Raw genomic sequence first — 24,069 nt, forward strand, 5'->3', positions numbered from 1 at the left:
GTGGTGACGCTGGCCGGGCGCTCGCGGCGAGCGGTCACGTACGCCAGTCGAAGCGGGGAGGCAGACCGAGGAAGTCCGCGTACCGCCCGAGAGCCCGCTCCACGCCTGCCCGGGCGGCGGCGTCGAGCGTCGCCAGCGGCTGGATCGTCACGGTCACCGCGGTCCGGCCGATCTTGCGTTTCCACACGCCGACCACCCGGCCGGCGCGGACCACTGTGGCCTGGAAGATGCCGTTGTTGCCCGGCACCACTGCCGGCTGGTGCGCGGGGTCGAGCATCAGCGTGCGGTCCCGGTAGCCGAGCAGGTACTCGTCGAAGCCCGGCAACACGAGCACGTCGTCAAGCGACGAGCCTGCCTCGTCGGCTGCCACCGGGCCGGCCAGCGCGGCGTCGACGAGCGCCGCGTCCACGTGCATCGGCTCGCCGTCGACGCGTACCGTGCTCAGACCTTCGGCGGCGGCCAGGCCGCGCCGCGCGTCGGTGAGTGTGAGGCCGCTCCAGCCGGCGAACTCGCGGGCCGTGACCGGGCCGTGCCCGCGCACGTAGCGGTGGGCGAGCATCGCCAGCGCCTCGTCCCGCTCGGGCCGTCGTGGCGCCGGTGCCCACTCGTCGAGCAGCGCGAACGTCTGCTCGGTGCCGACGTTCGGTGCCACGCAGGTCACCCCGCGCACGCTCGAATACCAGAGCAGGTGGTAACCCCGCTGGCCGTCGGTCGCCACCCCTGCCGCGCGGAGGGTCGCCAGGCACTGTGCCCGGGTGAGTCGGCCGCCGCCGGCCAGCGCGGCGCCCAGGACGTCCACGGCCCGCTCCGCGTCGTCGTCGGTGAGCCCCAGGCGGGCTCGACGGGTCGCCAGGCCAGCCAGCGAGCGGACGCCGGTGAGCTCCAGCATCCAGCGGGCGTCGGCGGGCGGGACGAGGTGCACGGTGCCGCGCATCGGCCAGGTGCGCAGGGCTTCGCGACGCTCCAACGCCGCCTGCACGTCGGCCATGCTCCGGCCGGGCAGCCGCGCCCCCAGCGACCAGAGCCCGCTGGCCAGATCCTGTGCCTGCATCGCGCCGAACCACTCGACCACAGCGGCGACGCTCCCGGGGCGGGTGCTCGGATGCGGGCGCAGCAGCAGGCTTGTCATCCGTAGCGCCAGCGCGTCGGCCGCGCCGAGGTCAGCATTCATGGCACCCTTCCCGGTCGTCGTCGCGCAGCCTAGGCTCGCCGTACGACAGCAGGCTTAACGGTCGCCGGAGTGGGAATGCGCCGCCGGAAGTACGCGTACCGCGCGTACGGAAGGGAGTGCCATGACTGCCGCAAGCGAGCCGGCACGGGGCGCCGGTGAACCGGCCGGGTCCCGGACCCATCGGGCGTCCGTCAACGCCAAGACCAGCGCGGCCGCCACCTTCGCCCTCGTCTTCGGCGTGGCTGGCCTGCTCAGCGTGCTGACCGCGATCCTCGCCTGGATCGGGCTGATCCTCGGCATCATCGGCGTCATCCTCGGCATCTTCGGGCTGAAGATGAGCCGGCGGCCCGGAGTGACCGGCCGTGGGGTGGCCATCGGCGGCCTCGTGCTGAGCATCCTGGCCGTGCTGATCGGCTTGGGTCTGGCCGCTGGCATCACCACCTTCGTCAACAACGACAGCGCGGTGGACCGCCTCCAGCAGCAGGTCGACGACCTGCGCGACAAGCTCGACTGACGGCACGTCGAGGCACGCGCACCGGGTGGCCGGCCGAACGGGATGACTGAACGGCCGCCACAGTAGGGTGGTCGGCGTGCTCCGCCAGGTCACCGCGATCCGTTACGTCACCCCGCTGCGCGAGGGTGGCTCGCTTCCGGGCGTGGTGGAGGCCGACGACCTCGGCACGTACGTGGCGAAGTTCCGGGGCGCCGGGCAGGGGCCGAAGGCGCTCGTCGCCGAGGTGATCTGCGGCGAGCTGGCCCGCCGGTTGGAGCTGCGGGTGCCGTCACTCGTGGTCCTGGACGTCGACCCGGTGATCGGGCGGGCCGAGCCCGACCAGGAGGTGCAGGAGCTGCTCCGCAACAGCGGCGGCGCCAACCTGGGGATGGACTTCCTGCCGGCGGCGCTGGGCTTCGACCCGGTCGCGCACCCCGTGGACCCGACGATGGCGTCCCGGGTGCTCTGGTTCGACGCGTACGTGCAGAACGTCGACCGGAGCTGGCGCAACCCGAACCTGCTGATCTGGCACCGGGACCTGTGGCTGATCGACCATGGCGCTGCCCTGTACTTCCACCACAACTGGCCCCGCGCCGAAGCCGCGGTGCATCGGCCCTACCGGGCCGAGGATCACGTGCTGGCGCCGTACGCCGACCGGATGGCCGAAGCCGACGCCGAGTTGGCGCCCCGGATCACCCCGGAGCTGCTCGCCGAGGTGCTGGCGCTGGTGCCCCCGGAGTGGCTGACCGCTGCCGACTTCGACTCGGCCGACGCGGCCCGGGAGGCGTACGTGGCGCACCTGTCGCAGCGGGTCGCCCGGTCGGTGGACTGGCTACCGGCGGGGGACGCCGCGTGAGACACCCCTTCGAGTACGCCATCATCCGGCTGGTGCCCCGCATCGAGCGCGGCGAGCAGATCAACGTCGGTGTGCTGCTCTACTGCCAGCAGCGCGACTTCCTGGCCGCGCGGACACACCTGGATGCCGACCGGGTCCGCGCGCTGGCCCCCGACGTCGACCTGCCGGCCGTGGCAGCGGTCCTCGATTCCTGGGACCGGACCTGCGCCGGTGACGGACCGGCGACCCGGATGCGGCTCGGTGAACGGTTCCACTGGCTGGCAGCACCGCGCAGCACGATGATCCAGGCCGGCCCGGTGCACACCGGGCTCACTGCCGACCCGGCGGCCGAGGTGGACCGGCTGATGGCGGCGCTGGTCCGCTGACGGCGTGACCACGGGCCCTCTGACGAGCGCCAGAACAGCCCTGCAGCCCGGCTGTCGTTTGTCGTGCGATCGGGAGGGTAGTCGCGAGAGCTTGAGCCGAATCAAGAGGGGACACGACTTATGGCTGCTCAGACCAAGGTGGCGGTGATCTACTACAGCGCCACAGGCATCACGTACCAGATGGCGCAGGCCGTCTGCGAGGCCGCGGGCGAAGCCGGCGCCGACGTACGCCTCCGCAAGGTGCGGGAGTTGGCGCCGGACGAGGCGATCCGCTCCAACTCCGGTTGGCAGGCGCATCACCTGGAGACCCAGGACGTCCCCGAGGCGATGGTCGACGACCTGTCCTGGGCCGACGTGGTGATCATGGGTGCGCCGACCCGGTACGGCATGGTCGCCGCCCAGCTGAAGCAGTTCATCGACACCACAGGCCCGCTCTGGGCCAAGGGCGCGCTGGCCAACAAGGTCTATTCCGCGTTCACCTCGACGGCGACCTTGCACGGCGGGCAGGAGACCACGCTTACCGCGCTCTTCAACGTCTTCTACCACTGGGGCGGGATCGTGGTCACCCCCGGCTACACCGACTCCAGCCAGTTCATCGCCGGCAACCCGTACGGGGCCTCACACGTCAGCAACAACGGTGAGATCGCCCCGGACGCCGTGGCGCTTGGCGCCTGCGCCCTCACCGCCCGCCGGGCCGTGCTGATCGGTGCCGCGCTGAAGCAGGGCATGGCCGGCTGACCCGCAGCCGCACCGGACCTCCGATACGCCTGGGTACCGGTGGCGCGGGCGGGGGCTCTCGGCCCGCCCGCGCCACCGGCCACACCAGCCCTACCCCCGCACGGTGGCCGCTATGCCCGCCGGCGCGGCCGGCAACAGGTCGGCCAGGAGCTCGGACAGCACGGCGAGTCCGTCCGGGCTGAGCACCGACTCCGGGTGGAACTGCACGCCGGCGAAGCCGCGCCCGCGCAGCGCGTGCACGGCGCCGTCGCTGACGTCCCGGGCCAGCTCCACAGTCCCGTACGCGGTTTCCAGACGGTCCCCGTCGGCGAGCGCGGTGAACGTCGAGTAGAACCCCACCCGGCGGGTCCGGCCGAACAGCGGCACCTCCCGCTGCAACCCCTGATAGGGCGCCTGACGGCGGTGCATCGGCAGCCCCAGCAGCCCGGCCAGCACCTGGTGCCCGAGGCAGACCGCGAGAGTCGGCCGTCCGGCCGCCAGCAGCCCGGTCAGCAGCCTTCGCAACGCCACCATCTTCGGCTCGTCCGGGCTTCCCGGGTCGCCCGGTCCCGGCCCGGCCACCACCAGGTCGTACCCGTCGACCGGCTCGCAGGCGTGCCACGGCCGCAGCGTGACCGCGAGCCCCAACGCGCCCAGTTGGTGGGCCAGCATGCCGGTGAAGGTGTCCTCGGCGTCCACGATCAACGCCCGCCGGCCCACCAGACCGGGCAGGCCCGGCGCGTCCGGTGCCCGCTGGTCCAGCCAGAACCGGGCCAGCGGGGCGTTGCGCGCGGCGAGCGCGGCGCGTACCGCCGGGTCGTCGGCCAGCCGCGCGACCTGCCCGCCCGCGCCGGCGGGCGCCGCCGGGCCGAGACCCAGCGCGGCCAGCACACCGGCCGCCTTGGCGTGCGTCTCGGCCACCTCGCCGGCAGCCGTCGAGTGTCGGACCAGTGTCGCGCCGACCGGCACCCGCAGCTGGCCGGTGGGTGAGATCTCGGCGGTCCGGATCAGGATCGGGGCGTCCAGGGTCTGCCGGCCCGCCTCGTCGTGGCCGAGCAGGGCCAGCACCCCCGCGTAGTAGCCCCGGCCGCGCCCCTCGTGCCGGGCGATCACACGGCAGGCGTTCTCCATGGGGCTGCCCGTGACGGTCGGCGCGAACATCGTCTCGCGCAGCACCTCCCGCACGTCGCGGGTGCCCCGCCCGGCGAGCAGGTACTCGGTGTGCGCCAGGTGCGACATCTCCTTGAGGTACGGGCCGATCACCTGGCCGCCGTGCTCTGCGACGGTGGCCATCATCTTCAGCTCCTCGTCGAGCACCATGTACAGCTCCTCGACCTCCTTGGGATCGGCGAGGAACCGCAACAGCGCGGCGGTGTCCGGTGCCTCGCCGGAGGATCGGAAGGTGCCGCTGATCGGGTTCATCATGACGAGGCCGTCGTCGACGCTCACGTGCCGCTCCGGGCTCGCGCCGACCAGGATCCGGGTGCCGGTGTGCACCACGAACGTCCAGTACGCGCCACGCTCGGCGACCAGCAGCCGGCGCAGCGCGGCGAGCGCGGCAAGCAGCGGCGCACCCTGCACGGTGGCGTTCAGGACGCGGTGGATGACGAAGTTGGCACCCTCGCCCCGGCCGATCTCCTCGGCGAGCACCCGCTGCACGATCCGGGCGTACTCCTCGTCGGTGACGTCGAACGCGGCACCCTCAGTACGGACCGGTTGGTCGGGCAGCGCGGCCAGAGCCTCGGCCAGGGGGATCCGCCGGTGCTCGCGGACCTGGAGACACTCCAGCGGCGCGCCGTCGTCGACGCAGGCGAAGCCGCGCTCGGCGATCTGCCGGTACGGCACCACGGCGAGCGTCCGCGCTCCAGGCGTGCCGGGCGGCAGAGGGATGTCCGCCAGCCGTTCGACGGTGTCGACGGGGCCGGTGAACAGCTCAAGCTCGTCGGCGCCCTCGCGGCGCACCAGCGCGAAAGGGCCGGGGTCGACACCGTCGGCGACGGCGGCGAGCAGATCGGTCAGGTGGGTCATCGGAGTCTCCGTAGGCCGGGCGCCGCCAGCGGGGGCGGCCATCCGGGCCGGGAGATCCGGCGGCCGCCTCGATGGCGGCCGCGTGAGTGAAGCTACGCGCGGGGGGTGGCCGCCAGGTTGGCGGGCCACCAGCAGGTCAGGTGCGCGAGCATGCGACCACCCTACGCGTCCGTGCTCGGGTCCGGAACCTGTTCAGGTGTACGGGTGTGCTGGGCGTGACCGCCGTTGCTGTCCGGCCGGCACCGGGTAACTTGACCGGCGATGAACATTCTCGCGCTCGACCTGGGCACATCCTCGGTACGCGGGCTGGTGCTGAGCGGTGACGCCCAGCCAATGCCCGGCGTGCTGGCCCGACGGAAGGTCAACCTCGCCAGCGGCGACGACGGCACCGGCACGCTGTCCGGGCCCGACTACCGCACGCTGCTCGTCGAGTGCCTGGACGAGTTGGCCGAGTCGGGACAGCTGCGGGACATCGGCCTGGTGGCGATCTCCGCGCAGTGGCACTCGGTGCTCCCGCTGGGCCGCGACGGCGCTCCGCTCGGTCCGGTGGTGACCTGGCTGGACACCCGGCCCACGGCGGCCAAGGGCGCTGCGGGCCCGGTCGACCCGGACGACTTCCACCAGCGCACCGGCTGCTGGTGGCACCGTTCCTACTGGTCGATGCGCCTGCCCTGGCTGCGTGCGCAGTCCGGTACCTCGATCGCCCGGTTCGTCGGCCTGCCCGAGTACGTCCTGGGTGAGCTGCTGGAGGCGGCGCCCATGTCGATCTCCCAGGCGTCCGGCACCGGCCTGCTGGACCTGGGCAGCCTGCGCTGGGACGAGGAGGCGCTGGTGCTGGCCGGGGCACGTCCCGGTGAGCTGCCGCCGCTGTGGGAGTTGAACTGGCACGGTCGGCTCCGGTCCGACTGGGCGCGACGCTGGCCCCAGTTGGCCGAGGCGCGCTGGGCGCCGCCGGTCGGCGACGGTGGGGCGTCCAACGTGGGGTCGGGCTGCGTCGACCCGAGCCGGGCCGCGATCACTGTCGGCACCTCCGCCGCCGTACGCCTGATGCAGCGGATCCCGGCCGGCGAGCCGATGCCCCGGCTGCCCGAACGGCTCTGGCGTTACCGGGTCGACCACGAGCATGTGGTGACCGGGGCGGCGTACTCCAGTGGCGGCAACCTGTTCGCCTGGGCTCAGCGGGAGTTGCGGTTGCCTGCCGGCGACGAGCTGGACGCGGCGTTGGCGCTGGTGCCGCCCGGCGGTGGCCAGCCGGCGGATCCCCGATTCGGCGGTGACCGGGCGCCCGGGGTCGCGCCGGCGGGCACTGGCGAGTTGCGTGGGCTGAGCTTCGGCACGACGGCCGTGGACATCCTGGCCGGCCTCATGCAGGGTCTCTGTGGGCTCGTCGCCGACGACCTCGCGGTGTTGGAGTCCACCATCGACAGTCCTGTCGATGTGGTGCTGGGCGGTGGCGCGGTGGCCGCCTCGGTGTGGTGGCGTCAGGCGTTCGCCTCCACGCTCGCGCCGCGACCGGTGTCGCACCAACGCAACCCGGAGGTCGGTGCCACAGGTGCCGCGCTGGTGGCGATGGGCCGCTGTTGCGACGCGACCGAGCTCGCCGACATCGGCCGGACGGATGAGCTGGTTCCACCGACGACGACAGGTCGGCCGCACCCGCAGTATCCTTCCTGAACTTTCGGTCTGACCGGACCGTTGACAGGGCTTCCGGGCCTGGTTGGATGGACTGCGCTCCCCGGGTCGCGGTGGACGCGGCAGGACGGAGGATGCAGGGTGGCGGCAGGTCCCGATCCGACGAGCGGTTCGGTGTCGAACCATCGTCGGCGTCGCTTCGACGTCCGGGTCGTTCCGCACCGGCGCCGCTCGCCGTTCCGGCTGCGCGACTGGCGGATGAGCACCAAGCTGGCCACCGTCCTGGTGGTGCCGTCGGTGGCATTCCTGGTGCTGGCCAGCGTGCAGACCAGCGCTCTCGTCGGGCGGACGACCGAGCTTAACGACTTCGCCCGGCAGGTCGGCATCGGCAGGCAGATCACCGCCGTGGTGCACCACCTCCAGCAGGAGCGCGACCGGTCGGCAGGTGAGCTCGGCGAACTGCGCCGGGGTGGTGACCGGCAGGCCGCGGCCAGCGACCTGAGGCCGTTGCAGTCGGCCACCGACCGGGCCATCGACGACCTGCGTCGGGCCGCGAAACCGCTCGCCAACGCCGACGCATCCTGGCGGGTCGCCTACTCCGATGCGTTGGAGGCGTACGACAAGGTGGTCGACATCCGGGCGGCTGTCCCGCCGGCGGTGCTGAGCAACGACACCATCCTGAGCAACTACCACCGGGCCATCGACGCGCTGCTCGATCTGCTCGACGAGCCGACGCCGGGTCAGGAACGACCGGCGTTGAGCGACGCGGTGCTGCGCTACGTCCAGCTGGCCCGGGTCAAGGAGCTGTCCTCCCGGATCCGCGCCCAGCTCTACGCCGCCTCCCGCGCCGGCCGGTACGGCACCGACGACCGGGTCCTGCTCTCCGACCTGCGCGCTCAGCAGCTCACCGCGCTGGGGGCGTTCCGGGTGGCCGCCACCATCGACCAGATCCGCCGGTACGACGCGGCTTCGGTGAACCCGATGTTCCAGGTCGCCACCCAGTTGGAGGAACGCAGCCTGCCCACTGGTGACGCGACGCCGGAGGTGCTGCCCTCGGAGCAGTGGTGGTCGGCGAGCCAGCAGCGTCAGGAGTTGCTGCGTCAGCTCGAAGCGGGGGTGCTCGACGACGCTGTGCGGCAGGCCGACGACGTCAGCTCCAGCCAGCTGCGGGACACCCTGCTTGTCGTCGGTGGGATCGTCACGGTGCTGCTGGCAGCCCTGCTCATCTCGCTGCTCGTCGGCCGGTCGGTTGCCCGGTCGATGCGCCTGTTGCGCAGTCAGGCGCTGCGGATCGCGCAGATCGAGCTGCCGGACGCGCTGGACCGGCTACGTACGGTGAACAGCGGGGTGACCGACATCGACGTCGCGCCGCCGGTGGTGCGCTCGCTCGACGAGATCGGCGAGCTGGCCGAGGCGTTCGTCGCGGTGCACCGCAGCGCGGTCAGCGTCGCCGTCGAGCAGGCGCGGATGCGCCGCAACGTCAACAGCATGTTCGTCAACCTGGCCCGACGCAGCCAGGTGCTTGTGGAGCGCCAACTGGAGCTGCTTGACGATCTGGAGCGCGAGGAGAGCGACCCGGACCAGTTGGAGAACCTGTTCAAGCTCGACCACCTGGCCGCCCGGATGCGCCGCAACGACGAGAGCCTGTTGGTGCTGGCGGGCTCGGAATCCACCCGCCGGCGGAACCGCCCGGTCGGTCTCGGCAGCGTGCTGCTTGCCGCGGCCGCCGAGATCGAGCAGTACCAGCGGGTCCGCCTGGAACCGGCGGGCGACGTCAACGTGGTCGGGCACGCGGTGGGCGAGTTGGTGCACATGCTGGCCGAGTTGCTGGAGAACGCTACGGCGTTCTCCCGCCCGGACACGGCGGTCGTGGTGACCGCCCGGGTCGAGGCGTCGGCCGTGCAGATCGACATCGCCGACAACGGCCTCGGCATGACCCAGGCCGCGCTCGCCGAGGCGAACGCGGTGCTGGCGAGCCCGCCGGCTGCGAACGTCGCGGCGGTCGAGCGGATGGGCCTGTTCGTGGTCAGCCACCTGGCCGCCCGGCTGGGCGTACTCGTGCGGCTCGACGGTGGGCAGAGCGGCGGCCTGGTCGCCCGGCTGGTGCTGCCCGCCTCTCTGCTGGCTCCGGCGGGCACTGTGGAGCTGGATCCGCCGATGCCGGCCCGGATGCTGGCGGCTGGCGCGGCGCGCGGCATTGGAGCGCAGCGGATGGCCAGGGCTTCCCGAGTGGCCGCGCCGGCCGCCGCGCCGATGGAGTTGCCGTTCGCCGGTCGTCCGCCGGCGGCTGCGCCGCAGCAGGCTCGCCCGGTGCCGGTGCGCGCCGAGGATGTGCTGGCCGCGCCGGCCGCTGCGTCCGACGGCAGCGGCTGGTGGTCCCGTGAGGGACCGGCCGGCCCGGCGGTCACCGGTCCGGCCGTGCCGCCCGCGACGCCGGTGACCGCGGGAACGAACGAGCGGGGCCTGCCGGTACGGGTGCCGATGGCGCAGCTTTCCGCGGTCACCCGCCCGGCGCAGCCGGGCTCGACGCCGACACGTGTCGATCTGGACCCGGCGGCGGTGGGGGGCATGCTTTCCCGGCTCTACAGCGGGGTACGGCGTGCGGAGGCCGAGGACACCACCGAGATACCCGTGTCATCCTCGTGGGGGCACGACGAAGGGGGACGACGACAGTGACGACGTTGAGCCAGGAGGCACGGGATCTGAGCTGGCTGGTGAGCGCGTTCGCGGAGCGGGTGCCCGGTGTGGCGCACGCGGTGGTGGTCTCCTCGGACGGGCTGCTGGTCGCGATCTCCGATCACCTGCCGCGGGACCACGCCGACAAGCTCGCCGCGGTGACCTCGGGGTTGATGAGCATCACGGCCGGCGCGGCGCAGATGTTCGACGGTGACATCGTCAAGCAGACGGTGGTCGAGATGGGCCGGGGCTACTTCCTGGTGATGCAGGTGCGTGACGGCTCGATCCTGGCCACGCTGGCCGCTGGTGACGCGGACATCGGCGTGGTGGGTTACGAGATGGCGCGGCTCGCGAAGCAGGCGGGGGAGATGCTCACCCCTGCGCTGCGGGCGGAGTTGCAGCAGGCGTTGCCTCGCTGAGTGGTCCGGGCGTGACCCGGACGGTCACCGGCTCACCGGAGCCGAGCCGTCCGGGCCCGGCTGTCCGGGCGCCCCGTTCAGAAACCGCCCTCGGCGATCACGGAGCGGTACCAGTGGGCGCTGCGCTTGAGCACGCGTCGCTGGGTCGCGTAGTCCACATAGACCAGACCCCAGCGCTGGTCGTAGCCCTCGGCCCACTCGAAGTTGTCGAGCAGTGACCAGACGTGGAAGCTCTCCAGCGGCACTCCGGCGGCGATGGCGCGGTGCGCGGCGGCGAGGTGGTCGCGCAGGAAGGTGATCCGGCCGGCGTCGTCGACGGTGCCGTCGGTACCCAGGGTGTCGGGGGTGGGCAGGCCGTTCTCGGTGACCGTGAGCGGGATCGGACCGTAGTCGCGGGTGACCCGGGTCAGGATGTCGTACATCCCGTCGGGGTAGATCTGCTGCCATTCGGCCTCGGAGGTCGGCCAGCGCTGCTCGCTGCGGCCGTCGGCGGTGACGTAGATCGGCGTGTAGTACTGCACGGCGAGCAGGTCGACCGGCGAGGAGATCACCGCCAGGTCGCCGTCGCGGATGCCGCGGACCATCCGGCTGCGCGAGCCCAGGTCGGCGAGCACGTCCTGCGGGTAGCTGCCCTTGAGCAGGGAGTCGAGGTAGAGGCGGTTCTCGTAGCCGTCGTAGAGCTGGGCGGCGGCGGTCGCCTCGGGCGAGTCGTCGGCGGGGTAGCAGGGGTGCAGGTTGAGCGCGGGGCCGATCCGGCTGGTGCTGTTGGCGGCGCGTAGCGCGCGGACCGCGAGACCGTGGGCGAGTTGCAGGTGGTGGGCGACGAGGTAGGCGGCGTCCGGGTCCTGCCGGCCGGGTGCGTGGTGGCCGATGAGGTAGCCGTTCTGCACGACGGTCTTGGGTTCGTTGATGGTGAGCCAGACGGACACCCGGTCGCCGAGGGCGGAGAAGACGGAGTCGGCGTAGTCGGCGAAGCGGTGGGCGGTGTCGCGGGACTCCCAGCCGTCGGCGTCCTGCAACGCCTGCGGCAGGTCCCAGTGGAAGAGGGTCGCCATCGGCTCGATGCCACGCTCGTGCAGGCCGTCGATCAGCCGGCGGTAGAAGTCCAGTCCGCGCTGGTTGGGCGCGCCGGTGCCGTCGGGCTGGATGCGCGGCCAGGAGATGGAGAAGCGGTAGCTGCGCAGCCCGAGGTCGCGCATCAGGTCGAGGTCTTCGGCGTACCGGTGGTAGTGGTCGGCGGCCACATCGCCGGTGTCGCCGTTTCGGGTGCGCCCGGGGACGCGGCTGAACGTGTCCCAGACCGATTCGCCGCGGCCGTCCTCTTTGGTGGCGCCCTCGATCTGGTACGCGGAGGTGGCGGCACCCCAGCCGAAGTCGCTGGGGAAGCGCAGCGGGCCGGTGGGCCCGGTGGGTATCGACATGGATTCTCCTCGTGGGTACGGGGCCACCGCCGAGATTCGGGAGCGCTCCCAGGATAGGTCAGGAGCGCCCCGCCCAGTCAGCCGGCCGCTTGGCGGCTCGGGCTACCAGGTCGAGGCGGGTGGGGGCCCCGGACAGCGAACGAGGCCGACCGGGCGGCGCGTCGCGCCTGTCCGTCGGCCTCTTTTCCCATCGTGTACGGGGGTTTAGTGTGTGGGGACGGGGGAGGGCAACCCCCGTCCCCACTGTAACTGCACACGCACGGGCGGAATTTGGGTCCTGCCGTGCGTGTCGCGCGGGAGCCGGGCCACGCGAGTGGCTCTGGTTCCACCTCCCTCCCAGTGATGGGACGATGGCTGACGGCGGCGTCCGGGCTGGCCCGCCGTCAGCCTTCGGGCTGGTTCCCCGAAGTCGTCGCGAGGACAACCTCGGTGATCTTCTAGTTGGAACCTTTGTCGATGGAAGCGCTCCCATCGACCGATGTTGCGACTGTAACGCCCGTCACGCCTTTGTGAAAGACCCAAAACGAGATCGAAACAAGTGTCTGATTCAGGCTCCTGTGCGCTTGTCGTGGGAGCGCTTCCATGGCACACTGTCGATTCAACGCGACAGAGCCAGATCGCGTGGCGTGGGTCCGCCGAGGGCAGCCGGCAGCATCATCGCCGGTCGCGGCACCCGATCGCAGCCGACGGGACCCCCTCCCGCGCGGGCCGCACCGCCGCACCCCCGGCCGGGCCCGGGGCGACCACCATTCCGGCGCCTCGAATCCCCCGCACACCACCACACCTGCGGGCAGGCGCCTCGCCGGGTCCGTCCCGGCCTGGTCCGAGGAGACACCGCGCACATGAGACAACTGGCACGACGCCGCCGAGTGGCGATCCTCGCCGCCGCCGCGCTCGCCGTCGGCGGGGTGACCCTGCCGGCCGGCGCTGCGCAGGCCGCACCGGCCTGCGACGTGGTCTACGCGACCAACGACTGGAACACCGGCTTCACCGCCAACGTCACCATCAAGAACCTGGGCGACCCGGTCAGCAACTGGACGCTCAAGTGGACCTTCCCGAACAGTGGCCAGCGGGTCACCCAGGGGTGGTCGGCGAGGTTCAGCCAGTCCGGCAGCGAGGTCACCGCGACGAACGAGTCGTACAACGGCAATCTCGGCACCGGGGCCTCCACCACCATCGGATTCAACGGCTCCCACACGGGCAGCAACCCGAAGCCGACCTCGTTCACCCTCAACGGCACCCCGTGCAACGGCACCCCGGCCAACCAGCCGCCGACGGTCTCCCTCGACCTGCCGGCCGGGCCGTTCACCGCGCCGGCCGACGTGCCGCTGACCGCCACCGCGAGCGACCCGGACGGCACGATCAGCAAGGTCGAGTTCTACCGCAACGGCCTGCTGATCAACACCGACACCACCGCGCCGTACGCGTACACGCAGGAGGACCTGCCGGCCGGCAGCTACACCGTCCAGGCCAAGGCGTACGACAACGCCAACGGCATCGGTGTCGCCGAGAAGGCGTTCACCGTCGGCGCCGCCACCGGCCCGACGCTTGTCGCCACCCCGTCCGCGGTGAGCGTCAACGAGGGCGGCAGCAGCACCTTCAACCTCAAGCTCAGCGCCGCGCCGACGGCGAACGTGCCGGTCACTCTCACCCGCACGGGCGACACCGACATCACTGTCACGCCGGCCACCGTCACGCTGACGCCGGCCAACTGGAACACCGGGGTCACCATCACGGTCGCCGCGGCGGAGGACACCGACACCGTCGGCGGTAGCGCCACCATCACCGCCGCCGCCGCCACCGGCATCGCCTCGCTGGCGGTCGCCGCCACCGAGATCGACAACGACACACCGGGCGGCGACAACGCCTACATCAAGAAGTTCCTCGAGCAGTACGGCAAGATCAAGAACTCGGGCTACTTCAGCCCCGAGGGCGTGCCGTACCACTCGGTGGAGACGCTGATCGTCGAGGCGCCCGACCACGGGCACGAGACCACCTCGGAGGCGTTCAGCTTCTGGCTCTGGCTTGAGGCCTACTACGGCCAGGTCACCCAGAACTGGGCACCGTTCAACAACGCCTGGACGGTGATGGAGAAGTACATCATCCCCTCGCACGCCGACCAGCCGACCGCGGGCTCCGCGGGCACCCCGCAGTACGCCGCGGAATACAACCTGCCCAGCCAGTACCCCTCGGCGTTGAACCCGAACGTCGCCGTCGGACAGGACCCGCTGCGCTCGGAGCTGCAGTCCACCTACGGCACCGGCGACATCTACGGCATGCACTGGCTGCTGGACGTCGACAACACCTACGGCTTCGGCCACTGCGGCGACGGCACCACCAAGCCGGCCTACATCAACACCTTCCAGCGGGGCACCCAGGAGTCGGTGTGGGAGACCATCCCGCAGCCGTCCTGCGACACCTTCAAGCACGGCGGCCAGTACGGCTACCTCGACCTGTTCGTCAAGGACAGCGGCGCTCCCGCCAAGCAGTGGAAGTACACGAACGCCCCGGACGCCGACGCCCGCGCAGTGCAGGCCGCGTACTGGGCGCTGACCTGGTCCAAGGCGCAGGGTAAGCAGGCCGACGTCGCGGCCACCGTGGCCAAGGCCGCCAAGATGGGCGACTACCTGCGGTACGCGATGTTCGACAAGTACTTCAAGAAGATCGGCAACTGCGTCGGTGCCAGCACCTGCCCCGCGGGCAGCGGCAAGGACTCGGCGCACTACCTGCTCTCCTGGTACTACGCCTGGGGTGGCGCGTACGACGCCAGCCAGAACTGGTCCTGGCGGATCGGCTCCAGCCACAACCACTTCGGCTACCAGAACCCGTTCGCGGCCTGGGCGCTGACCAACACCCCGGAGCTCAAGCCGCAGTCGTCGACGGCTGTCGCCGACTGGACCAAGAGCTTCGAGCGGCAGCTGGAGTTCTACACCTGGCTCCAGTCCGCCGAGGGCGGCATCGCCGGTGGCGCCACCAACAGCTGGGACGGTAGCTACGCCCAGCCGCCGGCCGGCACCAGCACCTTCTACGGCATGTTCTACGACGTCGACCCGGTCTACAACGACCCGCCGTCCAACCAGTGGTTCGGCATGCAGGCCTGGTCGATGCAGCGGATCGCCGAGCTGTACCTCCAGACCGGCAACGCGAAGGCCAAGGCCCTGCTGGACAAGTGGGTGCCCTGGGCGATCGCCAACACCACTGTCGGCACCAACTGGTCGATCCCGTCGGACATGAAGTGGACCGGCCAGCCGACCACCTGGAACCCGAGCAACCCACAGCCCAACACCAACCTGCACGTCGAGGTCACCGTCAAGGGCCAGGACGTCGGCGTCGCCGCCGCCTACGCCCGGACCCTCATCGCGTACGCGGCCAAGTCCGGCAACGTGGCGGCCAAGGACACCGCCAAGGGGCTGCTCGACGCCCTCTCCGCAGCCGCTGACGCCAAGGGTGTCTCCACCACCGAGAAGCGTGGCGACTACCGGCGCTTCGACGACACCTACGACGCGTCCAGCGGGCAGGGCCTCTACGTCCCGCCGGGCTGGACCGGGAAGATGCCAAACGGCGACGCCATCGCCGCCGGCAAGAGCTTCATCGACATCCGGTCCTTCTACAAGAACGACCCGGACTGGCCCAAGGTCCAGGCGTACCTGGACGGCGGTCCGGAGCCCAGCTTCAACTACCACCGTTTCTGGGCGCAGGCCGACGTGGCCATGGCGTACGCCGACTACGGGACGCTGTTCCCGAACGGCTGACAACGACCCGGGGTGGGCGAGCGTGCCCCCGCCCACCTCGGGGTTCGGCCGGGTTCGGGGGAACTGAGGGACCCGGCCGGCGGAACGGCCTGACACCCACGGTCAGGCCGGGGTGGGCCGGTCATCCGGCCAACGCAGCGGGTCGACCGGCCCACCCCACCGCCCGGAGTGGAGACAGTCGCGAAAAAGCCCAGAAATTCGGGCTCTCGTGGGATCACGCCGACGAGTACGACGGAGTAACGTACCTGATCGGAGAGGCCGCTCCCCCCGTGGCGGCCTCTCCACTTTTCTGCCCGATGAGCGCTGCCGCCCGCCGACTTTCAGCCCGGCCCCGGCGCTTGCCCTGGCTCCGGTTCGTGCGCAGGGGTGCCGCTCGGCGCGTCGGGTGCCTCGGTGGCGGCGTCGGGCGGGACCGGATGCCGCAGACCGGGGTGCCCGGCCGGCAAGGACCGACGCAGCACCACCCAGCTCACCGCCAGCGCCGCCGCCACCAGCGGCCAGGTCAACGCGACGCGGGCCACCACGAGCGCGAGCACCTGCCCGCCCAGGTACAGCGGAACGAACACCGCCACCCGCAGCACATAGGTGGCCGTCCACACCCAACTGGCGCGGCCGTACCCGCGCAGCAGCGCCGGGTCGCGCCGCCACCGGCCACGCTGACCCAGCGCCGTGCCGACCACCACCCCGAGCAGCGGCCAGCGCACCACGATGCTCACCGCCCAGGCCAGCGCGCTCGCCGCGTTCGACAGCAACTGGATCAGAAAGAAGTTCTCGGCCCGGCCGGTCCGGACCGCGACGAGCGCCGCGACGCAGACCGCGAGCAGGCCGATCAGCACCGAACGTGGCCGGTCACCCCGCCGCAGCCGTACGCCCGCCACCGCCGCGCCGACGACAAGCGCCGCGCCGACCCCTGCCCACAGCGACTCGCCGCCGATCAGCCAGCCCGCCGCGAACGCCACCGGAGGAAGCGTGGCGTCGATGGCCCCGCGCCGGCCGCCCAGCAGGTCCGCCAACGACTCGCCGCGCACCTGCCCACCGGGCTCCGCCGCCTCCCGCCGCTCGGAGGCGGGCCTGACCTGGCCGGACTTCCGCTCCGGTGTGCCGTCCACAGCAACCTCCTCCACCCTGGTTCAACCTAACCGTCGACAGGCGGTGGGCCACCAACCGGCCGGTCCGCGACGGCCGCTACGGTGTGCGGATGCGCGCGACGGCAAGGGGTTGGACCGCGGTCTGGTTGGTCGTACTGGCCCTCGTTCAGGCGGCCGCCTTCCTCGCCGTCTGGCGGGTGGCCGTACACACCGGGATCGGCCAGTGGGTCGACACGGTCGCCCTTACCGGCAACCAGATCGGTCAGGATCGCATCGACGGTCCGGTGGACCGGCTCCTCAACGCGATGTCGGTGGTGTCCCTGCTGGCCGCCACCGCGATGATCGGCTTCATCGCGCTCATCCGGGGCCGCATCGCCCTTGCCGTCACCGCCACCCTGCTCATCGCCGGCGCGAACGTCACCACCCAACTGCTCAAGTACGGGCTGGCCCGCCCGGACTACGGCATCGACCCGGAGCGCGCCGGGGTCGGCAACAGCCTCCCCAGTGGGCACACCGCAGTGGCCGCCTCGGTGGCCCTCGCGCTGATGCTCGTCCTGCCCCGCAAGGTACGGGCCGCAGGCGCGTTCATCGGCGCGACCTACGCCGCTGCCGCCGGGGTCGCCACCCTCTCGGCCGGCTGGCACCGACCCAGCGACGCCGTCGCCGCGTACCTGGTGGTGGGCGTCTGGGCGGCGCTGGCCGGGCTGGTGCTGCTGGTCACCCAGCGGGAACAGGCCGAGGTCGCCCCCGGCGACGCGCACCGGGTCGCCAGCGCGGTGCTCGGCGTGGCCGGCGTGCTGGCCCTGATCGTCTGCGGGCTCGCCCTGGCGTGGCTGGTGGGCCTGCGCGACACCTGGCCGACCGAGCTGAGCCGTCGGCCCCTCTTCGTCGCGTACGCGGGCAGCGCCGCCGGCATCGCCGGCACGATGGCGGTGGTCATGGCGTTGGTGCTCACCGTCGTGCACCGGCTGGTGCCCCGCGTCAAGGGCTGAGCTGGCCGGGGGAGTCAGCTCGCCAACCCGGGCGCGGGTCAGCTCGCCTGTCGAGGGGCGGGCACGTGCGGCGCGACGCTGCGCAGGTGCGTCAACACCACCGGGTCGATGCGCCCCGGCACCAGCCGCTCCTCCAGGTTTTCCAGAGCGGCCCAGGAGAACAACGCCTCCTCCGGGCCGTCGGCGGCAACCTGATGACCCAGCGCGGCGAGCAGCGCCGCCACCTCGTCGGCGACCGCGCCGCTCAGGTCGAGCAGGGTCGCCGGGTCGGGCCGGCTGAACAGCAGTCTGTGTACGGCGAGCAGCCTCTCCAGCTCCGCCACCGGGTCCGGGTGGTCGTCCACCCGCAGGTCGACAAGCACGTCGCTGGTGCCGGCGTACCCACCGCCGCGCTCGACCACGAGCAGGCCGGCGCTCTGCCGGCCGCGCCGATCGCCGCCGGCCTCGTCACCGGCGCGCAGCGCGGCCACGAGCCGCTCGGCGAACGGCAGCGCCGACCCGGCGAGCCACGCATCGGCCAGCGCGTCGACGACCTCCGGGCCGGCGAGGATGTTGCCCTGCGCGGCCCAGCCATCGCCGACTCGGCCCCCGGCCCACGGATGACAGGCCGGGCCCGTCCAGGTCGCGCCCGGACCGGTGGCCCCCACCACACCGAGCTGGCGGTGCGCGCGGTCGCCGTCGGCGGCGACCAGACCGGCCACCACATCGGCGGCGGCAATCCCGGTACGCAGCAGGGCCAACCCCTGCGGCCGGTAGGCGAGATTGACGTGTGCCTGGGTGGCAAGCGCGCCGATCTCGGCCTCCGCGGCCGGTACGAGCGCCCCGGCCGCCAGGAACTTGCTGGCCACGACCACGCCGTGCAGGCGGCCGTCGGCGGAGCGGGCGACGAGGGAGAAGGTCACCAGCCGAGATTAGCCTGCGCGGCGGACAGCACATCGGCCCGCGCAGATGCCGCGAACAGGGCGCTCGACGCGACCGCCGCGCAGGCGGAACCGGCGATTCTGCCCAGGACGGGGATCTTGCTCGCGCACCCCGTCAGCGGGCACGATCGATCGGTGACGAATCGATGGGGCATGACAGTGCCGTTGAACGGAGTCCCGCTGGCCGACCACGCGGCCGTCTACGCGACGCTCGACCACGCCGGATTCACGGACGTCTGGTCTTCCGAGGTCGCCGGGGCCGACGCGTTCACCCCGCTGGCGCTCGCGGCGGCCTGGCAGCCCCGCCTGCGGCTGGGCACCGCGATCACCCCCGTCTTCACCCGGGGGCCCGGGCTGCTCGCGATGAGCGCCTCGGCGCTCGCCGAGGCCGCACCGGGCCGGTTCTCGCTCGGCATCGGCGCGTCCTCGCCGGTGCTCGTGCGGGACTGGAACGCGGTGCGGTTCGACGAGCCGTTCCGGCGTACGCGCGACGTCCTGCGTTTCCTGCGCGCCGCGTTGCGCGGGGAGACCGTCGACGAGGTCTACGACACCTTCACCGTGCGCCGGTTCACACTCGAACGGCCGCCGGCCGTGCCGCCGCCCATCGTGCTCGCCGCGCTGCGCCCCGGAATGCTCCGGCTGGCCGGCGCCGAGGCCGACGGAGTCATCCTCAACTGGCTCAGCGCCGACGACGTGCCCCGCACCCTCGCCGAACTGGGCGAACGCCGACCCGGCTTCGAAATCGCCGCCCGCATCTTCGTCTGCCCCACCGAGGACGCCACCTACGCCCGTACGCTCGGCCGGCGGCTGATCACCAGCTACCTCACAGTCCCCGCGTACGCCGAGTTCCACCGCTGGCTCGGCCGCGACAAGGTGTTGGCGCCGATGTGGGACGCGTGGGCCGCCGGTGACCGGCGCGGGGCCAGCGCGGCGGTGCCCGACGAGGTGGTCGACGCGCTGGTGCTGCACGGCTCACCGGAGCACTGCCGCGCCCAGGTGCGCCGCTACGCCGACGCCGGAGTGGCCGTACCCATCATCGCCCTGCTGCCCACGCCCGAGGTGACCGCCGGGGGCGCCGCCGCGTTGACCACCCTCATCGCCCAACTGGGCACCGAGCCCTCGGGAGCGTCCGCGTGAACCTCACCGACCGGATCGTGGTCGTCACCGGCGGTGCCGGCGGCATCGGTGCCGCGTTGTCCCGCCGGTTCGCCGCCGAGGGTGCCGCCGCCGTGGTCGTCGCCGACCTGGACGCCGACGCCGCCCGGGCGGTCGCCGAGAGCATCGGCCCGGTCGCCCACGCCACCGGCCTCGACGTCACCGACGAGGAGCAGGTCCGCGCGATCGTCGACGACACCGAACGACGCTTCGGCCGCATCGACCTGTTCTGCGCCAACGCGGGCGTGACCACCGGCGGGGGAGTGGAGGTCGACGACGCCGGCTGGGACCGGGCGTGGCGGGTAAACGTCCTCGCTCACGTCTACTCGGCACGCGCGGTGCTGCCCGGGATGCTCTCCCGGGGCGGCGGGCACCTGCTGCACACCTGCTCGGCGGCGGGAGTGCTGACCGCAGTCGGCGACGCCGCGTACACCGCGACGAAGCACGCGTCGGTGGGCTTCGCCGAGTGGCTGTCCATCACCTACCGGGATCGGGGCATCCGGGTCAGCGCGCTCTGCCCGCAGGGCGTCGACACCCCGATGCTCGCCGACGGCATCCGCGAGGGCCACCTGGGCGCCCGCGTGATCGAGGCGTCCGGCGCGGTCCTCACCCCCGACCAGGTCGCCGACGCCGCCATCGCCGGGCTCGCCGAGGAGCGCTTCCTGATCCTGCCGCACCCGGAGGTCGCCGACTACGCGCGCCGCCGCGCCGAGGACCCGGACGGCTGGCAGGCCGGGCTCCGCAAGCTCGTCCGCCGCCTGACCGCCTGACCTGGCCTGGCGTATCGTGCCGGATTCGTGGGCGGCGACGGCCGGTCAGCGGCGGCGCAGCGGGCCGGGGTGGATGGACCAGAGCAGTCGTCGCCACCAGGGGCGGGCGGCGCGCAACCCAGCCACGTAGCCGGTGGCCGCCGCACCGGCACGGTCGGCCTGGGCGGCGGTGGCGGCACCGGGCGCGAAAGCCACCTGGTTGAGCAGGGCGGCCAGGTCGTCGACATCGGCAACACCACCGCCGGACCGTCCGCTGCGGGCGTCGGCGAGCGCCTGCCGAGCCTGGTTCGCCACCTCGGTCGCCGCCAGGTCGTCGCCGACCGGGCGCCCGGCCAGCCCAAGCGCGTCGGTGACCTCCCGCCAGGCGCCAGCGATGCGCTCACCGGGGTCGCCCCGGCTGAGCCGGGCGCGGGTCAGCGAACGGCGCATCGCCAGCAGAGCGAGCAGCACGCCGCCGACCAGTAACAGAAGGCCGCCACTGCCACCGGCGACGAGCACCGGGGTGGACACGCCGGACCCGTCCGGCCCGTCGGCGGCTGTCACCGGCTCCGGCGACGCGGTCGGCTCGACAGTGGGCGCCGGCGCCTCCGAGGGCGGGGGATCATCCGGCGTCGGGCGGAAGTCCTCCTCCACAGGCCTCGGCTCGTTGTCCGGGCGGGGCAGCGGGTCGAACGCCACCCACCCCAGACCGTCGAACAGCACCTCCGGCCAGGCGTACGCGTCGCCGGCCCGCACCGGCCCCTGCCCGCTGGACTCGAAGCCCACCACCACGCGGGTCGGCAGCCCGGAGAGTCGCCCGAGCACCGCGAACGCCGCAGCGAACTGCTCCGACGTGCCCTCCTGCCCGCCGCCGTTGCGCGGTCCGAAGAGAAAGAAACCCAGATTCGGGTACGCGTGACCGCTCGGCGCGTCCGCCGCCACCCGGTAGTGCTCGGCAAGGAACTGCTCGATCGCCGTGGCCCGCGCGTACGGTGCGCCGTTGTCCTCGGCGAGCTGCGTGGCCAGCCGGCGCAGCTGGTCGGGTGCTCCGTCGGCGACCCGCAGCACCCGGGCCACCTCCTCGCCGGCGGGCACGTTCGCCGTCGCCAGCAGGTTGTTGTCCGGGCGCTCCCGGGCCGACGTCACCGTGTACCGCAACCCCGGCGTGAGCCCTTCCGGCCGGATCAGCGTCCCGGTCTCCGGGTCGTACGCCACCCGCGCGCCGCTTACCTCCCGGGGCGTCGCCACGGCCGGCAGCAACCCGCCGCTCAGCTCGGCGACGGTGATCTCCTGCCGGATGGTCTCCACAGTGCTGTCCCGTGCCGGTGCCGTGGCCGGCAGGATCCGGCCCGCGTTGCGGTACGTCGCGCCGACCCGCCACGTCACCCCGTCGTAGTCGCTGAGCACCGCCAACCGGATCCGCACGCTGCTGCCGGAGGCGTCCGGGCCGCCGGATGCATCGTCGCCGTCCGGCGCGATGCCGCCCGGGATCGGTGAACTCCCGCCGGTCGGCGTGCCGTCGCGGACCGTGCTCACGTCGAGGAGCTTCTGCTCCGGGTGCAGCGCCCAACCGGAGATCCGGATCAGCGGGTTCTCGTCGAGGGTCTCCACCTGCGGAGGCTCCACGTACCGCCGCGGATCCACAGGACGGCCGTCGACCTGCCCGGCGATCATGGGACTGAGTAGCGCAACAAGCCCGACCACAAGCGCCACACCGAGCGCCGCCGTGGCCGTCAACCGGAGTCGCACCGCTGCGCGTACCCCTCGGGGAAGGCCGGCGACCGGATCGCCGGCGGCCGGCGGCGGGCCCGACGGTGCTGCCAGGCCGACCGCCGCGACAGCGACGAACGCGAGCGTCGCGCCGATCGCCGGCTCGGCGTTCGGACCGACCACGTAGAGGGCGGCAGCGTAGAGCCCCGCCGCCGGCAGGTAACCCAGCAGCACCCGGCCGGTGCGCAACGCCACCTCCGCACCGGCAAGGCCGGCCAGCCAGGCCGCCACCACCGGCACCAGCACCGTGTCCGGCGTGGGCTCCACCGGAATCATCGCGGTGAGCAGCCGCGGGATGCCGTTGCGCGCCGCGTCCGCGCCCACCGTCAACAGGTCGCCGGGAAGGTCGGCGCGGGCAGCGGCCAGCCGCAGCGACCAGAGCGTCCAACCGGCCATCGCGGCCACCGACACCGGCGCGACGAGCCAGGACGGCAGCCGCCGAGCGGCCACGCTCACCAGCACCGACCCCGCCGCCGCGCCGACGACAAGCCAGGTCAGCAGGTCGTCCGCGTACACCCGGCCGAGCACCACTCCGGCGAGCGCGGTCAATCCGATCAGCGCCAACGGCACGACGGCCGCCCGCACGACCATGCCGATGCCCCGGAATGTCGAACCGTCCGGCGGCGAGGCCGCGCCGCCGGTGCCCGGACCGCCCTGCCGCTGTTGGCCGAGGTCCGTCACCACCGGCGCACCCCGTCCCACTCGGCGGCGAACGCCGCGCCGTCCGCCGCGTCGATCACCACCAGGCCCGTCGCGCCCGCCGGCGTCGGCTCGGCCGCGCCGAAAACACCCACCACCACCGACGGGTACGCGCCGCGCAGCGCCCCGACATGCCCCAGCTCGCCCCGACCAGCCGGACCGGTCAGGAAGATCAGTGTGTCGCCGAGCCGGTCCTGGCGCAGCCGGGTGGTGGTTGCCCGCAGCGCGTCGCCGTCGCCGGACAACTCGGCGGCGGCGAGCCGGTCCAGCGGTCCGGCCGACCTGCGCGGCTCGATGGCCTCCGGGTTGCTCGCCTCCGTGCCGGCCGTCTCTGGACCGACCATGAGCAGCAGCACCGGCAGGTCCGCGTGGTGCGCCGCGGTGACGACCGACGCCGCCGCCTCGCACGCCGCCTCGAAAGACTCGGCCACCCCGTCCACCCGATCCGGGTGCGCCACGGCACGGTTGTCAAGGAGTACGACAAGGCGGGGCAGGCTAGTGTCCACGTTCTCGCGGACCATCAGCTCGCCGACCCGGGCGCTGGTGCGCCAGTGCACCCGCCGCAACTCGTCACCGACCACGTACTCCCGCAATGAGTTGAACGTGATCGACCCGTGTGGCACCCCGTCGACCCGGCCGTCGAGGCTGCGCCCCGCGCCGGTGGGCACCGCCGTCAACGGATGGATCCGGGGGTGCACCCAGACCGGCGTCGTCTCGCCGTACGGGCGGGCCAGCGCCACCAACCCCAGCGGATCGCGCCGGGTCACCCGCAGCGGCCCCACCGGCACCACCCCACGACGGTGGGTCGGCACGTCGTAGCGGACCTCGGTGTCCCGCCCGGGTCGCAACCGCAGCAGCGGCACCGGCACCGAGCGCTCACCGCACCGGTCCTCGGCCAGCAGGTTCGCCGAGCGCAGCCGCCCGCCGTTGCGGACTGTCAACGTCATGCTGGCCGGCTCGCCGCGCGCCACCCGGTCCGGATCGGCATGGCGGGTCACCAGCAGCCGGGGCCGCCAGGCCGCGGTCAGCGCCGCGTAGCCGACGGCCGCGCCGGCTGCCGCGCCCAACACCGTCAACTCGGGGTACGCGAACCGGAAGCCCACGCCGAGCAGGACGACGGCGGCGACGAGCAGACCGACCCCGCGGGCGGTGATCCCCATGACCTG

The 24,069-nt window shown here is 72.8% G+C and carries 18 protein-coding genes; 11 read left to right on the top strand and 7 right to left on the bottom strand.

Features of this window, described 5'->3' with window-relative positions; all coding sequences use genetic code 11:
* Positions 1-34 precede the first annotated feature (34 nt).
* Positions 35-1,171 (bottom strand): winged helix DNA-binding domain-containing protein, encoded by a 1,137-nt coding sequence (locus tag F4558_RS05945; RefSeq protein WP_245241274.1) that lies wholly within the window; start codon positions 1,169-1,171, stop codon positions 35-37.
* 121 nt (positions 1,172-1,292) lie between these two features.
* On the opposite strand from F4558_RS05945, the gene F4558_RS05950 reads away from it, so the two are divergent.
* From F4558_RS05950 to wrbA, 4 genes are all read left to right on the top strand, one after another.
* Positions 1,293-1,685, top strand: a complete 393-nt coding sequence (locus F4558_RS05950; protein WP_053652612.1) for a DUF4190 domain-containing protein — start codon at positions 1,293-1,295, stop codon at positions 1,683-1,685.
* 76 nt (positions 1,686-1,761) lie between these two features.
* Entirely contained in the window at positions 1,762-2,520 is a 759-nt protein-coding gene (locus F4558_RS05955; RefSeq protein WP_167943409.1) for a HipA family kinase, read from the top strand.
* The gene (locus tag F4558_RS05960) at positions 2,517-2,885 is read left to right on the top strand and encodes a DUF3037 domain-containing protein (protein WP_053652613.1); all 369 of its coding nucleotides are present in this window, start codon (positions 2,517-2,519) and stop codon (positions 2,883-2,885) included. Before F4558_RS05955 ends, F4558_RS05960 begins: the two co-directional genes overlap by 4 nt.
* A gap of 120 nt (positions 2,886-3,005) precedes the next feature.
* Complete coding sequence (wrbA, locus tag F4558_RS05965) at positions 3,006-3,623, top strand: NAD(P)H:quinone oxidoreductase (RefSeq protein ID WP_053652614.1); 618 nt, start codon at positions 3,006-3,008, stop codon at positions 3,621-3,623.
* A gap of 90 nt (positions 3,624-3,713) precedes the next feature.
* Here the strand turns inward: wrbA and F4558_RS05970 are convergent, their stop codons facing one another.
* Complete coding sequence (locus F4558_RS05970) at positions 3,714-5,630, bottom strand: anthranilate synthase family protein (protein WP_167943411.1); 1,917 nt, start codon at positions 5,628-5,630, stop codon at positions 3,714-3,716.
* Positions 5,631-5,891: 261 nt separating this feature from the next.
* Here F4558_RS05970 and F4558_RS05975 point away from each other — a divergent pair, with 261 nt between their 5' ends.
* The 3 genes from F4558_RS05975 (at position 5,892) to F4558_RS05985 (ending at position 10,357) form a co-directional block, all read left to right on the top strand.
* Positions 5,892-7,304, top strand: a complete 1,413-nt coding sequence (locus F4558_RS05975; protein ID WP_167943413.1) for an FGGY family carbohydrate kinase — start codon at positions 5,892-5,894, stop codon at positions 7,302-7,304.
* A 132-nt stretch (positions 7,305-7,436) separates the two neighbouring features.
* Positions 7,437-9,938, top strand: coding sequence for a nitrate- and nitrite sensing domain-containing protein (locus tag F4558_RS05980; protein ID WP_312877274.1), 2,502 nt, complete (start codon positions 7,437-7,439; stop codon positions 9,936-9,938).
* The gene (locus F4558_RS05985; RefSeq protein WP_053652618.1) at positions 9,935-10,357 is read left to right on the top strand and encodes a roadblock/LC7 domain-containing protein; all 423 of its coding nucleotides are present in this window, start codon (positions 9,935-9,937) and stop codon (positions 10,355-10,357) included. The genes F4558_RS05980 and F4558_RS05985 overlap by 4 nt, the downstream gene beginning before the upstream one ends.
* A gap of 77 nt (positions 10,358-10,434) precedes the next feature.
* Here F4558_RS05985 and F4558_RS05990 read toward each other — a convergent pair whose 3' ends face one another.
* Positions 10,435-11,778 (bottom strand): GH1 family beta-glucosidase, encoded by a 1,344-nt coding sequence (locus F4558_RS05990; RefSeq protein WP_167943414.1) that lies wholly within the window; start codon positions 11,776-11,778, stop codon positions 10,435-10,437.
* 842 nt (positions 11,779-12,620) lie between these two features.
* Between F4558_RS05990 and F4558_RS05995 the strand changes: the two genes are divergently transcribed.
* Positions 12,621-15,530: a glycoside hydrolase family 48 protein gene (locus tag F4558_RS05995; protein WP_167943415.1), complete on the top strand. Its 2,910-nt coding sequence runs from the start codon at positions 12,621-12,623 to the stop codon at positions 15,528-15,530.
* A 320-nt stretch (positions 15,531-15,850) separates the two neighbouring features.
* Here the strand turns inward: F4558_RS05995 and F4558_RS06000 are convergent, their stop codons facing one another.
* Complete coding sequence (locus F4558_RS06000) at positions 15,851-16,558, bottom strand: DUF3159 domain-containing protein (RefSeq protein ID WP_053652672.1); 708 nt, start codon at positions 16,556-16,558, stop codon at positions 15,851-15,853.
* 164 nt (positions 16,559-16,722) lie between these two features.
* Between F4558_RS06000 and F4558_RS06005 the strand changes: the two genes are divergently transcribed.
* Positions 16,723-17,610 carry a phosphatase PAP2 family protein gene (locus tag F4558_RS06005; RefSeq protein WP_197281409.1) on the top strand — a complete coding sequence of 296 codons (888 nt, stop codon included), beginning with the start codon at positions 16,723-16,725 and terminating at the stop codon, positions 17,608-17,610.
* A 38-nt stretch (positions 17,611-17,648) separates the two neighbouring features.
* Here the strand turns inward: F4558_RS06005 and F4558_RS06010 are convergent, their stop codons facing one another.
* Entirely contained in the window at positions 17,649-18,512 is an 864-nt protein-coding gene (locus F4558_RS06010; RefSeq protein ID WP_167943416.1) for a DUF1028 domain-containing protein, read from the bottom strand.
* 171 nt (positions 18,513-18,683) lie between these two features.
* Between F4558_RS06010 and F4558_RS06015 the strand changes: the two genes are divergently transcribed.
* Positions 18,684-19,667: an LLM class F420-dependent oxidoreductase gene (locus F4558_RS06015; RefSeq protein WP_167947261.1), complete on the top strand. Its 984-nt coding sequence runs from the start codon at positions 18,684-18,686 to the stop codon at positions 19,665-19,667.
* Entirely contained in the window at positions 19,664-20,455 is a 792-nt protein-coding gene (locus tag F4558_RS06020; protein ID WP_167943417.1) for an SDR family oxidoreductase, read from the top strand. Before F4558_RS06015 ends, F4558_RS06020 begins: the two co-directional genes overlap by 4 nt.
* Before the next feature lie 45 nt (positions 20,456-20,500).
* On the opposite strand, the gene F4558_RS06025 is transcribed toward F4558_RS06020, so the two are convergent.
* Together F4558_RS06025 and F4558_RS06030 are read right to left on the bottom strand one after the other, a co-directional pair.
* On the bottom strand, positions 20,501-22,795 hold the full coding sequence (locus F4558_RS06025) for a transglutaminase TgpA family protein (protein WP_167947263.1): 2,295 nt from the start codon (positions 22,793-22,795) through the stop codon (positions 20,501-20,503).
* Positions 22,796-22,881: 86 nt separating this feature from the next.
* Entirely contained in the window at positions 22,882-24,063 is a 1,182-nt protein-coding gene (locus tag F4558_RS06030) for a DUF58 domain-containing protein (protein WP_167943418.1), read from the bottom strand.
* Positions 24,064-24,069: the final 6 nt, after the last annotated feature.

It is taken from the genome of Micromonospora profundi, assembly GCF_011927785.1.
GTDB lineage: Bacteria > Actinomycetota > Actinomycetes > Mycobacteriales > Micromonosporaceae > Micromonospora > Micromonospora profundi.

Excerpts from the sequence above, each read along its gene's own strand:
- F4558_RS05945 (WP_245241274.1), bottom strand. The coding sequence starts at position 1,171 with ATGAATGCTGACCTCGGCGCGGCCGACGCGCTGGCGCTACGGATGACA.
- F4558_RS05950 (WP_053652612.1), top strand. The coding sequence starts at position 1,293 with ATGACTGCCGCAAGCGAGCCGGCACGGGGCGCCGGTGAACCGGCCGGG.
- wrbA (WP_053652614.1), top strand. The coding sequence starts at position 3,006 with ATGGCTGCTCAGACCAAGGTGGCGGTGATCTACTACAGCGCCACAGGC.
- F4558_RS05970 (WP_167943411.1), bottom strand. The coding sequence starts at position 5,630 with ATGACCCACCTGACCGATCTGCTCGCCGCCGTCGCCGACGGTGTCGAC.
- F4558_RS05975 (WP_167943413.1), top strand. The coding sequence starts at position 5,892 with ATGAACATTCTCGCGCTCGACCTGGGCACATCCTCGGTACGCGGGCTG.
- F4558_RS05990 (WP_167943414.1), bottom strand. The coding sequence starts at position 11,778 with ATGTCGATACCCACCGGGCCCACCGGCCCGCTGCGCTTCCCCAGCGAC.
- F4558_RS05995 (WP_167943415.1), top strand. The coding sequence starts at position 12,621 with ATGAGACAACTGGCACGACGCCGCCGAGTGGCGATCCTCGCCGCCGCC.
- F4558_RS06015 (WP_167947261.1), top strand. The coding sequence starts at position 18,684 with ATGACAGTGCCGTTGAACGGAGTCCCGCTGGCCGACCACGCGGCCGTC.
- F4558_RS06025 (WP_167947263.1), bottom strand. The coding sequence starts at position 22,795 with ATGGTCGTGCGGGCGGCCGTCGTGCCGTTGGCGCTGATCGGATTGACC.
- F4558_RS06030 (WP_167943418.1), bottom strand. The coding sequence starts at position 24,063 with ATGGGGATCACCGCCCGCGGGGTCGGTCTGCTCGTCGCCGCCGTCGTC.